The sequence below is a fragment of the Bathymodiolus thermophilus thioautotrophic gill symbiont genome (genome assembly GCF_003711265.1).
In the GTDB taxonomy this organism is placed as follows: Bacteria; Pseudomonadota; Gammaproteobacteria; order PS1; family Pseudothioglobaceae; genus Thiodubiliella.
The window spans coordinates 503051-523196 of sequence record NZ_CP024634.1 but is presented as its reverse complement, the minus strand read 5'-3'; the positions used below and the strand labels follow the sequence as shown (position 1 = coordinate 523196).

The following is a 20146-nucleotide window of genomic DNA, read 5'->3' as shown; positions in this document are numbered from 1 at the left end:
AATACCAGAAACTAGAACGATACGAACATAACATGAGGAATAGCTATGCAAGTAAAAACACAAAAACAAATTAAAACATTGCAAACCAAAGCAAAAAATGTCGCCAATAAACTTAATAAAGAGGCTGTTGTTGTTACCGAAGGTGTTCAGCATATCCAAGTTCAAGCAGGCGTATCCTATCAACTAAATTTTGAAAATTTTGACACCAAAAAGCCGAGCCTAATTGCCAAAAAAATAGGTGATGATTTAGAGGTAACGCTAGAAGATAGCACTATCATCTTTGACAACTATTTTAATGTTTGCGCCGCTGATTTAGCTTGTTTGGTTTCCCTACCTACTGAAAGTGGTGGACTTTATTATATTGTTGCCGATGTATTCTTTACTTTAGAAGGTGGCACACAAGTTGTGTATTTTTATGGTGAACAATCCATTGTTTTTACAGAATCTGGCGCAGTAAGCACCAGTACACAAAGTTTCTACGATACGGTTACTTCGAATATTGCAGGTGTAATCGCATTTTTGGCTATAATGATTGCTAGTAATAATGGTGGCAATGATGATGGTGATAGTGCTAACACTGTCATTGCGGGAACCATCTCAGCAGGTAAATATATAGACGGTGGCACAAACGACTCAATTAAGGTATATAAAGCCGATGGCACTGGCACATTAATAGGATCTAGTGCGCTTAATGAGAATGGTCAGTACACAATCATCTTGACAGGTGACAATGCTGATTACATAGGGGCTGTTTATGTAAAATTAACAAAATCTGACATACGCCATGTAGATGAACTCAATGGTCGTGAAGTATTAGACAGTGATTTGTTTGCTGTTGCTTATATTAGTTCAGGTGAAAATACAATTGATATTAGCGTTCGCTCTTCTGTGGTTGCTAAAATTCTTGGCGTAGATAAAACCACCACAACTATCGCATTAAGCGCAACAGATATCAACAAGTGGAATGAAAAAGTCAATGCGTCTTTTGATTTATTGGGCAGTGCAATTAATACAGATATTGATACAATTAACAGTTCAGGCGATGAAAGCAATGCACAAGCAGAACAAGCAGGTCAAGTAGCTGCCGCACTTTCTGGCATGAGAAATACCCCTGCTACCAACACATTCGAAAAAGTAATTGAAAAAATGGCTGATATCATTGCCAGCACTGGCGCTTTAAACAAAACCGCCTTTGATGCACTGATTATTGGCGCTATTGCCGTTAAGGCAAAAGCAGAAGCAGATAAAGTTATTACTGAAGCTGATGTTGATAACGCAGAAAAAGCATTAAAAACTGCCCAAGATGCAGTTGATGCTGCTGGTGATAACGCTACAAGTGCCCAAAAACAAACGCTTGATGCTGCGCAAAAAGCATACGATCAGGCTGTTGCGAAAAATCTAGAGGCTCAAAATTTTATTAAAATGGCTATTGAAACTATTGACCGTTTTAATAGCTTGCAAATAGCCGTCTCAGACATCACGATTACAAGCGATACAGGTGCCGCTGATTTCATCACAAATGACGACACTTTAGTGATTGGCGCTACTCTGGATGACGCACTATCTGGTGGCAAAAAACTTTGGGGCTCTGTTGATGGCGGTAAAACTTGGACAGATATTAGCACTACAGGCACAAATATTGTTTGGAGTAATGACAATAAAACGGTTGCATGGTCTCAAACCTTCACAAAAAATACAAACAGTTCTATTCAATTTGTTATTACCAAAACAATAATTACCACCACTGCCACTGCCGAAAAAATTATGGCTGATAAAGACGGTGGCATTGCTCGTCACGACTATATCTACGATGGCATTGCCCCTACTGAGGCAACTATTGCTATCAAATCAGGTGAAAGCAATCTTGTTGGCGCAGATAAGGTTGCCCATCTTGAAGTAACTTATGACAACATAACAACGGGTGATGTCATTCAATTGCAAAAAGGTGGTGATAATAAAACCGACCTAGGTTCTGTTTATACAGTAACTTCTCTTGATGTTGAGAATGGCAAGGCAACCATTGCTATTCAGCAAACTGATTTAAGCACCCTGTCAGCAGATAACATCTTAGTTTCAGTTAAAAGCATTACCGACCTTGCTGGCAATGTCAATAATATCGCCAGTGCTGATCAAATATTTAAAGTGGATACTATTGCACCAGTTATTACTGCCTTTAGTGCAGCACCTGGTGCTTACAAAGAAGGGGCGGAAATTAGCCTTACTGCCACTGTTAGCGAATCTGTTAAAGCAGGTGCCAAAATAACCATAACCTTAAATACAGGTACTGCTGTTGAATTAACGGCTGCCGTAGAAGGCACAACCTTAACAGGTACTTATACAGTTGAAGCATCTCAAAATAATAACAACCTTAGTGTTGACAGTTTTGCCATTGACAATTCTATGCCACCAACAGATATTGCTGGCAACGCCATGACGGCCGTTGTAATTACCAATAATATTGCCACAGGCGTTATTATTGATACCATTGACCCAATCTTTACCAGTAGTGAAAAAGGTGTGGGTGCTGTTGGTCAAGATATTGCCGTTTATGATGCCAATGTTAGTAATGGAGATGACAATGTTGAATATACAATTAATAGCGACAAATTTAACATTGACAAGGACACTGGCGTTGTAACCTATAAAGTTACCCCCACCACAGTCACAACCGAAGCAGATAACATTGTTATTACTGCAACTGACGCCGCTGGCAATGCCAAAACTCATGAAGTCGCCATTACGATAGTAGATCGTCCAGTAATTACCATAACAAGTGACAAACCTGATGGAACTAATGGTGCATTTACGCTAACCTTTGCATTTACCGAAGCAGTTAGTGGATTTGAACTTACCGACATCGACTTTGGTGATGCAGATGCAAACCTTATCAAAGGCACACTTACGCCAACTACAGCAAACAAAGTCTTTACCTTGACTGTAACACCAAAAGATGCACTAGAAAACAGCAATATTACCGTTAACATTGCAGATGGTATGGCAACAGGTCAAACCTCAGGGCGATCAAATATTGCTGCATTTGAATTTATCCAAAAATTTGATGAAACGCCGCCCGAAGTCAATATTACTTCAAGTGCATTAACCAACGATGCCACGCCAGAAATTAGCGGTACTGCTGAAGTGGATGCTGCAATAAGAGTGATTGTAGCTGGCGCAACTTACACCACTGTGGCCACTAATGGCAACTGGTCTATTGATACGAATACAGTACCTGATTCTGGTACTTTGACACTTGTTATTGATAACGCAGTGCTGGTAATCGCAACAGATGCTGCAGGCAATACAAGCAATGATATTCAAACATTGAAAATTGACACTGTTGCCCCTAGTTTAACAACACAAGTCAACGCTATACTAAACAGCGAATCAGATCTAACGATTAGTTTCAATGAAAACATTAAAACCCAAGGTGGCAATGTCGAAATTTGGAATACTAATAGCAAAGTTGAAACCATTGCCATTAGCAACAGTGATATTAATGGCAACATACTAACCATAAATCCAACAAATGACCTACCTGAAGGTTCTTTTTATCTAAAAATGGCAAGTGGGGTAATCACTGATATGGCAGGTAATGATGCCGCAGCCATTACTAAAGACAACAATCAATGGGCGTTTGAAGTCAAAGCACTCTCTACTTCTATCAATTTAACAGGCGTAAGTAGCACTGATACCTATATCAATGCCAGTGAAAAATCTAATGCCGTTTTATCAGGTGACCTAATAGGTGTCCAAGCTACTGTAGATAAAATTGAGTTTTATACAGTAACTGCAAACGATGTATTAACATTAGTTCCAGATCTTACTATTACCAATGTTGTAGTTAACAGTAATAAACATTGGTCGCAAAACTTAAGCAATATAGAGTTTGTAGATGGCGTAACTTACAAAGCTAGAATTTACCTTAAAAGTGGTAACACTGAAATCAACCAATACAGTGATGCCGTTACTTTTGACACTTCTCCAGCAACACTTACTATTAACGCCGTTAGCACTGATGACAAAATCAATCTTAGCGATAAAAATGCCAGCATTGTTATTTCTGGTACCTCGGATGCCATTGGGCAAACTGTTACCGTCTCTTGGGACAATGGCACAGAAAAAACTGTAGTAGTTGACGACAATGGCGATTGGTCTCTTACTTATACAGCCAACGAAGTACCCGCTGATAATGCCACCAGTAAAATTACCGCCAGAGTTAGCGATGTTGCTGGCAATCCAGAAACTTTAATAGAGCATTCAATTATTATTGACACCGTTGCAACTGCAAAACCAGTGATTGGCTTTGCAACAGGAGAAGATAAATATATTAATGCGACTGAAACCAGTGTTAATTTAGAAATTTCATCTACAGAAATGGTTGCTGGCGATACCATTCAACTTAAAAAGGATGGTGTTAACTTTAATGCTGCCCACACTGTAACAACTATTGAAGTTAATGCGGGTAAGGCAACCATCAATATTGCCAAATCAGACTTAGGCTCAAATGACAACACAGTAGCGATTACTGCTGTTATTACCGATGTTACAGGCAATACAAGTGCGATCAGTGATGTGCAAAATATTGTCCTAGACGCCATCAATCCAACCTTAACGGATGTGATGCTAGTGGGCGATGCCAACAAAACTGCTGCCGAAGCCATGGCCAATGTTCTTAGTTTTACTGCTGAGACAGGCAGCACTGTAGAAGTTGTGTTCACAGGCACAAATGGCACAATAACCAGAAACATTGCTTCTGCTTCAGGTACTGCAGAATCCATTGCCTTGGTTGCGAATGATTTAACCACTTTAGGCGAAGGTGCAATAAGTGTTCAAACTACTGTAACTGATAAAGCAGGCAATACGACAATAAGCAACGCAGGTAACTTTGTTCTTGATACACAAGGGCCAACTGCGCCAACAAATTTAAGCTTGGCTGATAGTAGTAACACAGGAAGTAACGATGATAATATTACTAGTCAAACCAGTGCTTTAACCCTTTCTGGAACTGCAGAAGCAAATGCCACAGTAGAGTTATTTAATGGTGCAACTTCATTAGGAACTGTGACAGCTGATAATAGTGGTAACTTCTCTAAAGATGTAGATTTAAGCGCCGACACAACGCACAATATTACTGCAAAAGCAACGGATACGGCAGGTAATACCAGTGATGCTTCTGCTGTTTTGGCTATTACGGTTGATACGGTTGCTCCTACAATGACTACAAATACCACAGGACAAATAGCATCTAGTAGTGATCTGGTTGCTACATTTAGTGAGGCCATTGCTAAAGGTACAGGTGATATTGTCATTAAAGAAAGTGGTGGCACTGTGTTTGAAACACTCAGTATTCTTGGGAATAATATTACCATTGGTGGTGTAGACAACCGTACTTTAACTATTAATCCAAGTGCTGATTTAGAGTCTAATAAGTCTTACTATATAGAGATTGCTGCTGGTGTGTTAACCGATGTTGCGGGAAATGATTTTGCAGGTATTAGTAATGCTACTGACTGGACTTTCAGTGCGGCGAGTTTAAGTACGACAGTTGTTTGGTCTGGTACTGATGTTGATGCTACTGATAGTTATATTAATGCTAATGAATTGGCGGCTGCTACCATTACAGGTAAGATTACAAATCAAAGTAATGCTAGCGATGTGTCTATTACAGAGATTAAGTTTATTTCAGGTAATGGAGGTGCGCAACATATTATTAGTGATGCTTTAAAGAATGCAATAAGCATAGACACTGATGGTAATTGGACATTGGTTAATGATGCTAGCTGGACTTCTGCATTGGATAGTGACAAAGCATATATCGTACAGGTTACTTTATCAGGTACTTTGTTAGGCAATGCCATGAGTGGCTTAAGCCAAGCCTCAATCGTCACCATTGACGACACCATCACCAGCACACTAGCAGGCACGCATACAGTTACCATTAGTAATGATGCAGGCATATTGGACAATGATCGCATTACTAATGATAGTGCGGTTAAAGTTAGTTTGACCCTGGAAAATGCACTTACCTTGGCAAATGATGAAACGCTACAAGTCAGTGCTGATGGCACAAATTGGGTAGCAACCACTAACACCGATACCAACACTAACACCGCATGGGCAACTGCAGACGATGCTGTTACTTTGGCAACAGGAGCAAATACTTTAACTGCTCGGGTGATTGATACGGCTGGCAATGTTACGGTTCTTGCCTTAAGTGACAATGATTACACCTTAGACACTGTTGGGTCTTCTGCAACTTTAAACACCACGGTTACAACTAAAAATACAGGTAATATATCTGTTCAAAGTTCTGAAATTGGCACGGCATACTTGGTTCACAGTTCAATAACAGTTGATGCAAATACTACTCAAGCTAACCTTGACGCCTTTGCATTGGCAGACAAGGTAAACAAAGTTACCATTACAACTGTTGATACTGCAACTGATTTAGCGGCAACTGGTTTAGTTGATGGTGAATATAAGGTTTATACAGTTGATATTGCAGGCAATATTTCAACTGCTTCTGCGGGTACAGTGACAATTGACACGACAAATCCAAGTGTGCCAACAGGTTTGAGTTTGGCTGATAGTAGTAACACAGGAAGTAACGATGATAATATTACTAGCCAAACCAGTGCTTTAACCCTTTCTGGAACTGCAGAAGCAAATGCCACAGTAGAGTTATTTAATGGTGCAACTTCATTAGGAACTGTGACGGCTGATAACAGTGGTAACTTCTCTAAAGATATAGATTTAAGTGCTGACACAACGCATAATATTACTGCAAAAGCAACGGATACGGCAGGCAATACCAGTGATGCTTCTGCTGTTTTGGCTATTACGGTTGATACGGTTGCTCCTACAATGACTACAAACACCACAGGGCAAATAGCATCCAGTAGTGATCTGGTTGCCATATTTAGTGAGGCCATTGCCAAAGGTACAGGTGATATTGTCATTAAAGAAAGTGGCGATGGCACTGTGTTTGAAACACTCAGTATTCTTGGGAATAATGTTACCATTGGTGGTGCAGACAACCGTACTTTAACTATTAATCCAAGTGCTGATTTAGAGTCTAATAAGTCTTACTATATAGAGATTGCTACTGGTGTATTAACCGATGTTGCAGGGAATGATTTTGCAGGTATTAATAATGCCACTGATTGGACTTTCAGTGCGGCGAGTTTAAGTACGACAGTTGCTTGGTCTGGTACTGATGTTGATGCTACTGATAGCTATATCAATGCCAATGAATTGGCAGCTACCACAATCACAGGTAAGATTACAAATCAAAGTAATGCTAGCGATGTGTCTATTGCAGAGATTAAGTTTGTTTCAGACAATGGAGGCACTCAACATATTGTTGGCGATGCTTTAAAGAATGCAATAAGCATAGATACTGATGGCAATTGGACATTGGTTAATGATGCCAGTTGGACTTCTGCATTGGATAGTGATAAAGCATATATCGTGCAAATTGCCTTATCAGGCACTTTGTCAGGCAATACTATAAATGGCTTAGGTCAAACCTTAAGCGTAACCATTGACAATACAATAATAGGCACACTAGCAGGTACACACACAGTTACCATTAGTAATGATGCAGGCATATTGGACAATGACCGCATTACTAATGACAGTGCAGTCAAGGTTAGTTTAACCTTGGAAAATGCACTTACCTTGGCAAATGATGAAACGCTACAAGTCAGTGCTGATGGCACAAATTGGGTAGCAACCACTAACACCGATACCAACACTAACACCGCATGGGCAACTGCAGACGATGCTGTTACTTTGGCAACAGGAGCAAATACTTTAACTGCTCGGGTGATTGATACGGCTGGCAATGTTACGGTTCTTGCCTTAAGTGACAATGATTACACCTTAGACACTGTTGGGTCTTCTGCAACTTTAAACACCACGGTTACAACTAAAAATACAGGTAATATATCTGTTCAAAGTTCTGAAACTGGAACGGCATACTTGGTTCACAGTTCAATAACAGTTGATGCAAACACTACTCAAGCTAACCTTGACGCCTTTGCATTGGCAGACAAGGTAAACAAAGTTACTATTGCAACTGTTGATACTGCAACTGATTTAGCGGCAACTGATTTAGTTGATGGCGAATATAAGGTTTATACGGTTGATATTGCAGGCAATATTTCAACTGCTTCTGCGGGTGCAGTGACAATTGACACGACAAACCCAAGTGCGCCAACAGGTTTAAGTTTGGCTGATAGTAGCAACACAGGAAGTAACGATGATAATATTACTAGCCAAACCAGTGCTTTAACCCTTTCTGGAACTGCAGAAGCAAATGCCACAGTAGAGTTATTTAATGGTGCAACTTCATTAGGAACTGTGACGGCTGATAATAGTGGTAACTTCTCTAAAAATGTGGATTTAAGTGCTGATACAACGCATAATATTACTGCAAAAGCAACGGATACGGCAGGTAATACCAGTGATGCTTCTGCTGTTTTGGCTATTACGGTTGATACGGTTGCTCCTACAATGACTACAAATACCACAGGACAAATAGCATCTAGTAGTGATCTGGTTGCTACATTTAGTGAGGCCATTGCTAAAGGTACAGGTGATATTGTCATTAAAGAAAGTAGCGATGGTACTGTGTTTGAAACACTCAGTATTCTTGGGAATAATGTTACCATTGGTGGTGCAGACAACCGAACTTTAACTATTAATCCAAGTGCTGATTTAGAGCCTAATAAGTCTTACTATATAGAGATTGCTGCTGGTGTGTTAACCGATGTTGCGGGAAATGATTTTGCAGGTATTAGTAATGCTACTGACTGGACTTTCAGTGCGGCGAGTTTAAGTACGACAGTTGTTTGGTCTGGTACTGATGTTGATGCTACTGATAGTTATATTAATGCTAATGAATTGGCGGCTGCTACCATTACAGGTAAGATTACAAATCAAAGTAATGCTAGCGATGTGTCTATTACAGAGATTAAGTTTATTTCAGGTAATGGAGGTGCGCAACATATTATTAGTGATGCTTTAAAGAATGCAATAAGCATAGACACCGATGGCAATTGGACATTGGTTAATGATGCTAGTTGGACTTCTGCATTGGATAGTGATAAAGCATATATCGTGCAGGTTACTTTATCAGGTACTTTGTTAGGTAATGCCATGAGTGGCTTAAGCCAAACCTCAAGCGTAACCATTGACGACACCATCACCAGCACACTAGCAGGCACGCATACAGTTACCATTAGTAATGATGCAGGCATATTGGACAATGATCGCATTACTAATGATAGTGCGGTTAAAGTTAGTTTGACCCTGGAAAATGCACTTACCTTGGCAAATGATGAAACGCTACAAGTTAGTGCTGATGGCACAAATTGGGTGGCAACCACTAACACCGATACCAACACTAACACCGCATGGGCAACTGCAGATGATGCTGTTACTTTGGTAACAGGTTCAAATACTTTAACTGCTCGGGTGATCGATACGGCTGGCAATGTTACGGTTCTTGCCTTAAGTGACAATGATTACACCTTAGACACTGTTGGGTCTTCTGCAACTTTAAACACCACGGTTACAACTAAAAATACAGGTAATATATCTGTTCAAAGTTCTGAAACTGGCACGGCATATTTGGTTCACAGTTCAATAACAGTTGATGCAAATACTACTCAAGCTAACCTTGACGCCTTTGCATTGGCAGACAAGGTAAACAAAGTTACTATTGCAACTGTTGATACTGCAACTGATTTAGCGGCAACTGGTTTAGTTGATGGTGAATATAAGGTTTATACGGTTGATATTGCAGGCAATATTTCAACTGCTTCAACGGGTACAGTGACAATTGACACAACAAATCCAAGTGCGCCAATAGGTTTGAGTTTGGCTGATAGTAGTAACACAGGAAGTAACGATGATAATATTACTAGCCAAACCAGTGCTTTAACCCTTTCTGGAACTGCAGAAGCAAATGCCACAGTAGAGTTATTTAATGGTGCAACTTCATTAGGAACTCTGGTAGCCGATAGTGATGGTAACTTCTCTAAAGATATAGATTTAAGTGCTGACACAACGCACAATATTACTGCAAAAGCAACGGATACGGCAGGTAATACCAGTGATGCTTCTGCTGTTTTGGCTATTACGGTTGATACGGTTGCTCCTACAATGACTACAAACACCACAGGACAAATAGCATCTAGTAGCGATCTTGTTGCTACATTTAGTGAGGCCATTGCCAAAGGTACAGGTGATATTGTCATTAAAGAAAGTAGCGATGGTACTGTGTTTGAAACACTCAGTATTCTTGGGAATAATATTACCATTGGTGGTGCAGACAACCGAACTTTAACTATTAATCCAAGTGCTGATTTAGAGCCTAATAAGTCTTACTATATAGAGATTGCTGCTGGTGTGTTAACCGATGTTGCGGGAAATGATTTTGCAGGTATTAGTAATGCTACTGACTGGACTTTCAGTGCGGCGAGTTTAAGTACGACAGTTGTTTGGTCTGGTACTGATGTTGATGCTACTGATAGTTATATTAATGCTAACGAATTGGCGGCTGCTACCATTACAGGTAAGATTACAAATCAAAGTAATGCTAGTGATGTGTCTATTACAGAGATTAAGTTTATTTCAGGCAATGGGGGTGCACAACATATTGTTGGCGATGCTTTAAAGAGTGCAATAAGCATAGATACTGATGGCAATTGGACATTGGTTAATGATGCTAGTTGGACTTCTGTATTGGATAGTGATAAAGCATATATCGTGCAGGTTACTTTATCAGGTACTTTGTTAGGCAATGCCATGAGTGGCTTAGGGCAAACCTCAAGCGTAACCACTGACAATACAATAATAGGTACACTAGCAGGTACGCACACAGTTACCATTAGTAACGATGCAGGCATATTGGACAATGATCGCATTACTAATGATAGTGCGGTTAAAGTTAGTTTGACCCTAGAAAATGCACTTACCTTGGCAAATGATGAAACACTACAAGTCAGTGCTGATGGTACAAATTGGGTAGCAACCACCAACACCGATACCAATACTAACACCGCATGGGCAACTGCAGACGATGCTGTTACTTTGGTAACAGGTTCAAATACTTTAACTGCTCGGGTGATTGATACGGCTGGCAATGTTACGGTTCTTGCCTTAAGTGACAATGATTACACCTTAGACACCGTTGGGTCTTCTGCAACTTTAAACACCACGGTTACAACTAAAAATACAGGTAATATATCTGTTCAAAGTTCTGAAACTGGAACGGCATACTTGGTTCACAGTTCAATAACAGTTGATGCAAACACTACTCAAGCCAACCTTGACACCTTTGCATTGGCAGACAAAGTAAACAAAGTTACTATTGTAACTGTTGATACTGCAACTGATTTAGCGGCAACTGGTTTAGTTGATGGTGAATACAAAGTTTATACAGTTGATATTGCAGGCAATATTTCAACTGCTTCTGCGGGTGCAGTGACAATTGACACGACAAATCCAAGTGCGCCAACAGGTTTAAGTTTGGTTGATAGTAGTAACACAGGAAGTAACGATGATAATATTACTAGCCAAACCAGTGCTTTAACCCTTTCTGGAACTGCAGAAGCAAATGCCACAGTAGAGTTATTTAATGGTGCAACTTCATTAGGAACTGTGACGGCTGATAATAGTGGTAACTTCTCTAAAGATATAGATTTAAGTGCTGACACAACGCACAATATTACTGCAAAAGCAACGGATACGGCAGGTAATACCAGTGATGCTTCTGCTGTTTTGGCTATTACGGTTGATACGGTTGCCCCTACAATGACTACAAATACCACAGGGCAAATAGCATCTAGTAGCGATCTTGTTGCCATATTTAGTGAAGCCATTGCTAAAGGTACAGGTGATATTGTCATTAAAGAAAGTGGTGGCACTGTGTTTGAAACACTCAGTATTCTTGGGAATAATATTACCATTGGTGGTGTAAACAACCGTACTTTAACTATTAATCCAAGTGCTGATTTAGAGTCTAATAAGTCTTACTATATAGAGATTGCTGCTGGTGTGTTAACCGATGTTGCGGGAAATGATTTTGCAGGTATTAGTAATGCTACTGACTGGACTTTCAGTGCGGCGAGTTTAAGCACGACAGTTGTTTGGTCTGGTACTGATGTTGATGCTACTGATAGTTATATTAATGCTAATGAATTGGCGGCTGCTACCATTACAGGTAAGGTTACAAATCAAAGTAATGCTAGTAATGTGTCTATTGCAGAGATTAAGTTTGTTTCAGGTAATGGGGGTGCACAACATATTGTTGGCGATGCTTTAAAGAATGCAATAAGTATAGACACTGATGGCAATTGGACATTGGTTAATGATGCTAGTTGGACTTCTGCATTGGATGGTGATAAAGCATATATCGTGCAAGTTACCTTATCAGGTACTTTGTCAGGCAATGCCATGAATGGCTTAGGGCAAACCTCAAGCGTAACTATTGACAATACAATAACAGCGACACTAGCAGGTACACATACGGTTACTATTAGTAATGATGCAGGTATATTGGACAATGACCGCATTACTAATGACAGTGTGGTCAAAGTTAGTTTAACTTTGGCCAGTGCATTTACCTTGGCAAATGATGAAACACTACAAGTCAGTGCTGATGGTACAAATTGGGTAGCAACCACCAACACCGATACCAATACTAACACCGCATGGGCAACTGCAGACGATGCTGTTACCTTGGTAGCAGGTGCAAGCGCCACTTTAACTGCTCGGGTGATTGATACGGCAGGCAATGTTACAGCTCTTACCTTAAGTGATAATGATTACACCTTAGACACTGTTGGGTCTTCTGCAACTTTGAATACCACGGTTACAACTAAAAATACAGGTAATATATCTGTTCAAAGTTCTGAAACTGGAACGGCATACTTGGTTCACAGTTCAATAACAGTTGATGCAAACACTACTCAAGCCAACCTTGACACCTTTGCATTGGCAGACAAAGTAAACAAAGTTACTATTGTAACTGTTGATACTGCAACTGATTTAGCGGCAACTGGTTTAGTTGATGGTGAATACAAAGTTTATACAGTTGATATTGCAGGCAATATTTCAACTGCTTCTGCGGGTGCAGTGACAATTGACACGACAAATCCAAGTGCGCCAACAGGTTTAAGTTTGGTTGATAGTAGTAACACAGGAAGTAACGATGATAATATTACTAGCCAAACCAGTGCTTTAACCCTTTCTGGAACTGCAGAAGCAAATGCCACAGTAGAGTTATTTAATGGTGCAACTTCATTAGGAACTGTGACGGCTGATAATAGTGGTAACTTCTCTAAAAATGTGGATTTAAGTGCTGATACAACGCATAATATTACTGCAAAAGCAACGGATACGGCAGGTAATACCAGTGATGCTTCTGCTGTTTTGGCTATTACGGTTGATACGGTTGCTCCTACAATGACTACAAATACCACAGGACAAATAGCATCTAGTAGTGATCTGGTTGCTACATTTAGTGAGGCCATTGCTAAAGGTACAGGTGATATTGTCATTAAAGAAAGTAGCGATGGTACTGTGTTTGAAACACTCAGTATTCTTGGGAATAATGTTACCATTGGTGGTGCAGACAACCGAACTTTAACTATTAATCCAAGTGCTGATTTAGAGCCTAATAAGTCTTACTATATAGAGATTGCTGCTGGTGTGTTAACCGATGTTGCGGGAAATGATTTTGCAGGTATTAGTAATGCTACTGACTGGACTTTCAGTGCGGCGAGTTTAAGTACGACAGTTGTTTGGTCTGGTACTGATGTTGATGCTACTGATAGTTATATCAATGCTAATGAATTGGCGGCGGCTACCATTACAGGTAAGGTTACAAATCAAAGTAATGCTAGTGATGTGTCTATTGCAGAGATTAAGTTTATTTCAGGCAATGGGGGTGCACAACATATTGTTAGTGATGCTTTAAAGAATGCAATAAGCATAGATACTGATGGCAATTGGACATTGGTTAATGATGCCAGTTGGACTTCTGCATTGGATGGTGATAAAGCATATATCGTGCAAGTTACTTTATCAGGTACTTTGTTAGGCAATGCCATGAGTGGCTTAGGGCGAACCTCAAGCGTAACCATTGACAATACAATAATAGGTACACTAGCAGGTACGCACACAGTTACCATTAGTAACGATGCAGGCATATTGGACAATGATCGCATTACTAATGATAGTGCGGTTAAAGTTAGTTTGACCCTAGAAAATGCACTTACCTTGGCAAATGATGAAACGCTACAAGTTAGTGCTGATGGCACAAATTGGGTGGCAACCACCAACACCGATACCAACACTAACACCGCATGGGCAACTGCAGATGATGCTGTTACTTTGGCAACAGGAGCAAATACTTTAACTGCTCGGGTGATTGATACGGCTGGCAATATTACGGCTCTTACCTTAAGTGATAATGATTACACCTTAGACACCGTTGGGTCTTCTGCAACTTTAAACACCACGGTTACAACTAAAAATACAGGTAATATATCTGTTCAGAGTTCTGAAACTGGAACGGCATACTTGGTTCACAGTTCAATAACAGTTGATGCAAACACTACTCAAGCTAACCTTGACGCCTTTGCATTGGCAGACAAGGTAAACAAAGTTACTATTGCAACTGTTGATACTGCAACTGATTTAGCGGCAACTGGTTTAGTTGATGGTGAATACAAAGTTTATACGGTTGATATTGCAGGCAATATTTCAACTGCTTCAACAGGTACAGTGACAATTGACACGACAAATCCAAGTGCGCCAACAGGTTTAAGTTTGGCTGATAGTGGTAACACAGGAAGTAACGATGATAATATTACTAGCCAAACCAGTGCTTTAACCCTTTCTGGAACTGCAGAAGCAAATGCCACAGTAGAGTTATTTAATGGTGCAACTTCATTAGGAACTGTGACGGCTGATAATGGTGGTAACTTCTCTAAAGATATAGATTTAAGTGCTGACACAACGCATAATATTACTGCAAAAGCAACGGATACGGCGGGCAATACCAGTGATGCTTCTGCTGTTTTGGCTATTACGGTTGATACGGTTGCCCCTACAATGACTACAAACACCACAGGGCAAATAGCATCCAGTAGTGATCTGGTTGCTACATTTAGTGAGGCCATTGCCAAAGGTACAGGTGATATTGTCATTAAAGAAAGTGGCGATGGCACTGTGTTTGAAACACTCAGTATTCTTGGGAATAATGTTACCATTGGTGGTGCAGACAACCGAACTTTAACTATTAATCCAAGTGCTGATTTAGAGTCTAATAAGTCTTACTACATAGAGATTGCTGCTGGTGTGTTAACCGATGTTGCAGGAAATGATTTTGCAGGCATTAGTAATGCTACTGACTGGACTTTCAGTGCGGCGAGTTTAAGTACGACAGTTGTTTGGTCTGGTACTGATGTTGATGCTACTGATAGTTATATCAATGCTAATGAATTGGCGGCTGCTACCATTACAGGTAAGATTACAAATCAAAGTAATGCTAGCGATGTGTCTATTACAGAGATTAAGTTTATTTCAGGTAATGGAGGTGCACAACATATTATTAGTGATGCTTTAAAGAATGCAATAAGCATAGACACTGATGGTAATTGGACATTGGTTAATGATGCTAGTTGGACTTCTGCATTGGATAGTGACAAAGCATATATCGTACAGGTTACTTTATCAGGTACTTTGTTAGGCAATGCCATGAGTGGCTTAAGCCAAGCCTCAATCGTCACCATTGACGACACCATCACCAGCACACTAGCAGGCACGCATACAGTTACCATTAGTAATGATGCAGGCATATTGGACAATGATCGCATTACTAATGATAGTGCGGTTAAAGTTAGTTTGACCCTGGAAAATGCACTTACCTTGGCAAATGATGAAACGCTACAAGTCAGTGCTGATGGCACAAATTGGGTAGCAACCACTAACACCGATACCAACACTAACACCGCATGGGCAACTGCAGACGATGCTGTTACTTTGGCAACAGGAGCAAATACTTTAACTGCTCGGGTGATTGATACGGCTGGCAATGTTACGGTTCTTGCCTTAAGTGACAATGATTACACCTTAGACACTGTTGGGTCTTCTGCAACTTTAAACACCACGGTTACAACTAAAAATACAGGTAATATATCTGTTCAAAGTTCTGAAACTGGAACGGCATACTTGGTTCACAGTTCAATAACAGTTGATGCAAACACTACTCAAGCCAACCTTGACACCTTTGCATTGGCAGACAAAGTAAACAAAGTTACTATTGTAACTGTTGATACTGCAACTGATTTAGCGGCAACTGGTTTAGTTGATGGTGAATACAAAGTTTATACAGTTGATATTGCAGGCAATATTTCAACTGCTTCTGCGGGTGCAGTGACAATTGACACGACAAATCCAAGTGCGCCAACAGGTTTAAGTTTGGTTGATAGTAGTAACACAGGAAGTAACGATGATAATATTACTAGCCAAACCAGTGCTTTAACCCTTTCTGGAACTGCAGAAGCAAATGCCACAGTAGAGTTATTTAATGGTGCAACTTCATTAGGAACTGTGACGGCTGATAATAGTGGTAACTTCTCTAAAGATGTAGATTTAAGTGCTGACACAACGCACAATATTACTGCAAAAGCAACGGATACGGCAGGTAATACCAGTGATGCTTCTGCTGTTTTGGCTATTACGGTTGATACGGTTGCCCCTACAATGACTACAAATACTACAGGGCAAATAGCATCCAGTAGTGATCTGGTTGCTACATTTAGTGAGGCCATTGCCAAAGGTACAGGTGATATTGTCATTAAAGAAAGTGGCGATGGCACTGTGTTTGAAACACTCAGTATTCTTGGGAATAATATTACCATTGGTGGTACAGACAACCGTACTTTAACTATTAATCCAAGTGCTGATTTAGAGCCTAACAAGTCTTACTATATAGAGATTGCTGCTGGTGTGTTAACCGATGTTGCGGGAAATGATTTTGCAGGTATTAGTAATGCTACTGACTGGACTTTCAGTGCGGCGAGTTTAAGCACGACAGTTGTTTGGTCTGGTACTGATGTTGATGCTACTGATAGTTATATCAATGCTAATGAATTGGCGGCGGCTACCATTACAGGTAAGATTACAAATCAAAGTAATGCTAGCGATGTGTCTATTGCAGAGATTAAGTTTATTTCAGGTAATGGGGGTGCACAACATATTGTTAGTGATGCTTTAAAGAATGCAATAAGTATAGACACTGATGGCAATTGGACATTGGTTAATGATGCTAGTTGGACTTCTGCATTAGATGGTGATAAGGCATATATCGTGCAAGTTACCTTATCAGGCACTTTGTCAGGCAATGCCATGAGTGGCTTAGGTCAAACCTCAAGCGTAACTATTGACAATACAATAACAGCGACACTAGCAGGTACACATACGGTTACTATTAGTAATGATACAGGTATATTGGACAATGACCGCATTACTAATGACAGCGCAGTTAAGGTTAGTTTAACCTTAGCCAGTGCATTTACCTTGGCAAATGATGAAACACTACAAGTCAGTGCTGATGGTGCAAATTGGGTAGCAACCACCAACACCGATACCAATACTAACACCGCATGGGCAACTGCAGATGATGCTGTTACTTTGGTAACAGGAACAAATACTTTAACTGCTCGGGTGATTGATACGGCTGGCAATGTTACGGTTCTTGCCTTAAGTGACAATGATTACACCTTAGACACTGTTGGGTCTTCTGCAACTTTAAACACCACGGTTACAACTAAAAATACAGGTAATATATCTGTTCAAAGTTCTGAAATTGGCACGGCATATTTGGTTCACAGTTCAATAACAGTTGATGCAAACACTACTCAAGCTAACCTTGACGCCTTTGCATTGGCAGACAAAGTAAACAAAGTTACCATTACAACTGTTGATACTGCAACTGATTTAGCGGCAACTGGTTTAGTTGATGGTGAATATAAGGTTTATACAGTTGATATTGCAGGCAATATTTCAACTGCTTCTGCGGGTGCAGTGACAATTGACACGACAAATCCAAGTGTGCCAACAGGTTTGAGTTTGGCTGATAGTAGTAACACAGGGAGTAACGATGATAATATTACTAGCCAAACCAGTGCTTTAACCCTTTCTGGAACTGCAGAAGCAAATGCCACAGTAGAGTTATTTAATGGTGCAACTTCATTAGGAACTGTGACGGCTGATAATAGTGGTAACTTCTCTAAAGATATAGATTTAAGTGCTGACACAACGCACAATATTACTGCAAAAGCAACGGATACGGCAGGTAATACCAGTGATGCTTCTGCTGTTTTGGCTATTACGGTTGATACGGTTGCCCCTACAATGACTACAAATACCACAGGGCAAATAGCATCTAGTAGCGATCTTGTTGCCATATTTAGTGAAGCCATTGCTAAAGGTACAGGTGATATTGTCATTAAAGAAAGTAGCGATGGTACTGTGTTTGAAACACTCAGTATTCTTGGGAATAATATTACCATTGGTGGTGTAGACAACCGTACTTTAACTATTAATCCAAGTGCTGATTTAGAGTCTAATAAGTCTTACTATATAGAGATTGCTGCTGGTGTGTTAACCGATGTTGCGGGAAATGATTTTGCAGGTATTAGTAATGCTACTGACTGGACTTTCAGTGCGGCGAGTTTAAGCACGACAGTTGTTTGGTCTGGTACTGATGTTGATGCTACTGATAGTTATATTAATGCTAATGAATTGGCGGCTGCTACCATTACAGGTAAGGTTACAAATCAAAGTAATGCTAGTAATGTGTCTATTGCAGAGATTAAGTTTGTTTCAGGTAATGGGGGTGCACAACATATTGTTGGCGATGCTTTAAAGAATGCAATAAGTATAGACACTGATGGCAATTGGACATTGGTTAATGATGCTAGTTGGACTTCTGCATTGGATGGTGATAAAGCATATATCGTGCAGGTTACCTTATCAGGCACTTTGTCAGGTAATGCCATGAATGGCTCAGGGCAAACCTCAAGCGTAACTATTGACAATACAATAACAGCGACACTAGCAGGTACACACACGGTTACCATTAGTAATGATACAGGTATATTGGACAATGACCGTATTACTAATGACAGTGCGGTCAAAGTTAGCTTGACTTTGGCTAGTGCACTCACTTTGAGTGCCGATGAGGCGCTACAAGTCAGTGCTGATGGTACAAATTGGATAGCAACCACCAACACCGATACCAATACTAACACCGCATGGGCAACTGCAGACGATGCTGTTACCTTGGTAGCAGGTGCAAGCGCCACTTTAACTGCTCGGGTGATTGATACGGCAGGCAATGTTACAGCTCTTACCTTAAGTGATAATGATTACACCTTAGACACTGTTGGGTCTTCTGCAACTTTGAATACCACGGTTACAACTAAAAATACAGGTAATATATCTGTTCAAAGTTCTGAAACTGGAACGGCATACTTGGTTCACAGTTCAATAACAGTTGATGCAAACACTACTCAAGCCAACCTTGACACCTTTGCATTGGCAGACAAAGTAAACAAAGTTACTATTGTAACTGTTGATACTGCAACTGATTTAGCGGCAACTGGTTTAGTTGATGGTGAATACAAAGTTTATACAGTTGATATTGCAGGCAATATTTCAACTGCTTCTGCGGGTGCAGTGACAATTGACACGACAAATCCAAGTGCGCCAACAGGTTTAAGTTTGGTTGATAGTAGTAACACAGGAAGTAACGATGATAATATTACTAGCCAAACCAGTGCTTTAACCCTTTCTGGAACTGCAGAAGCAAATGCCACAGTAGAGTTATTTAATGGTGCAACTTCATTAGGAACTGTGACGGCTGATAATAGTGGTAACTTCTCTAAAGATGTAGATTTAAGTGCTGACACAACGCACAATATTACTGCAAAAGCAACGGATACGGCAGGTAATACCAGTGATGCTTCTGCTGTTTTGGCTATTACGGTTGATACGGTTGCCCCTACAATGACTACAAATACTACAGGGCAAATAGCATCCAGTAGTGATCTGGTTGCTACAT

The 20146-nt window shown here is 40.2% G+C and carries 1 protein-coding gene (only partly in view); it reads left to right on the top strand.

The genetic code is table 11. From position 1 onward, the window contains the following. Window positions 1-45: 45 nt before the first annotated feature. Window positions 46-20146 carry the 5' portion of an Ig-like domain-containing protein gene (locus MS2017_RS01760; protein WP_122951064.1) on the top strand. The gene runs 14642 nt beyond the window's last position, so the window shows 20101 of its 34743 coding nt (coding positions 1-20101); it begins with the start codon at window positions 46-48; the stop codon falls past the right edge of the window.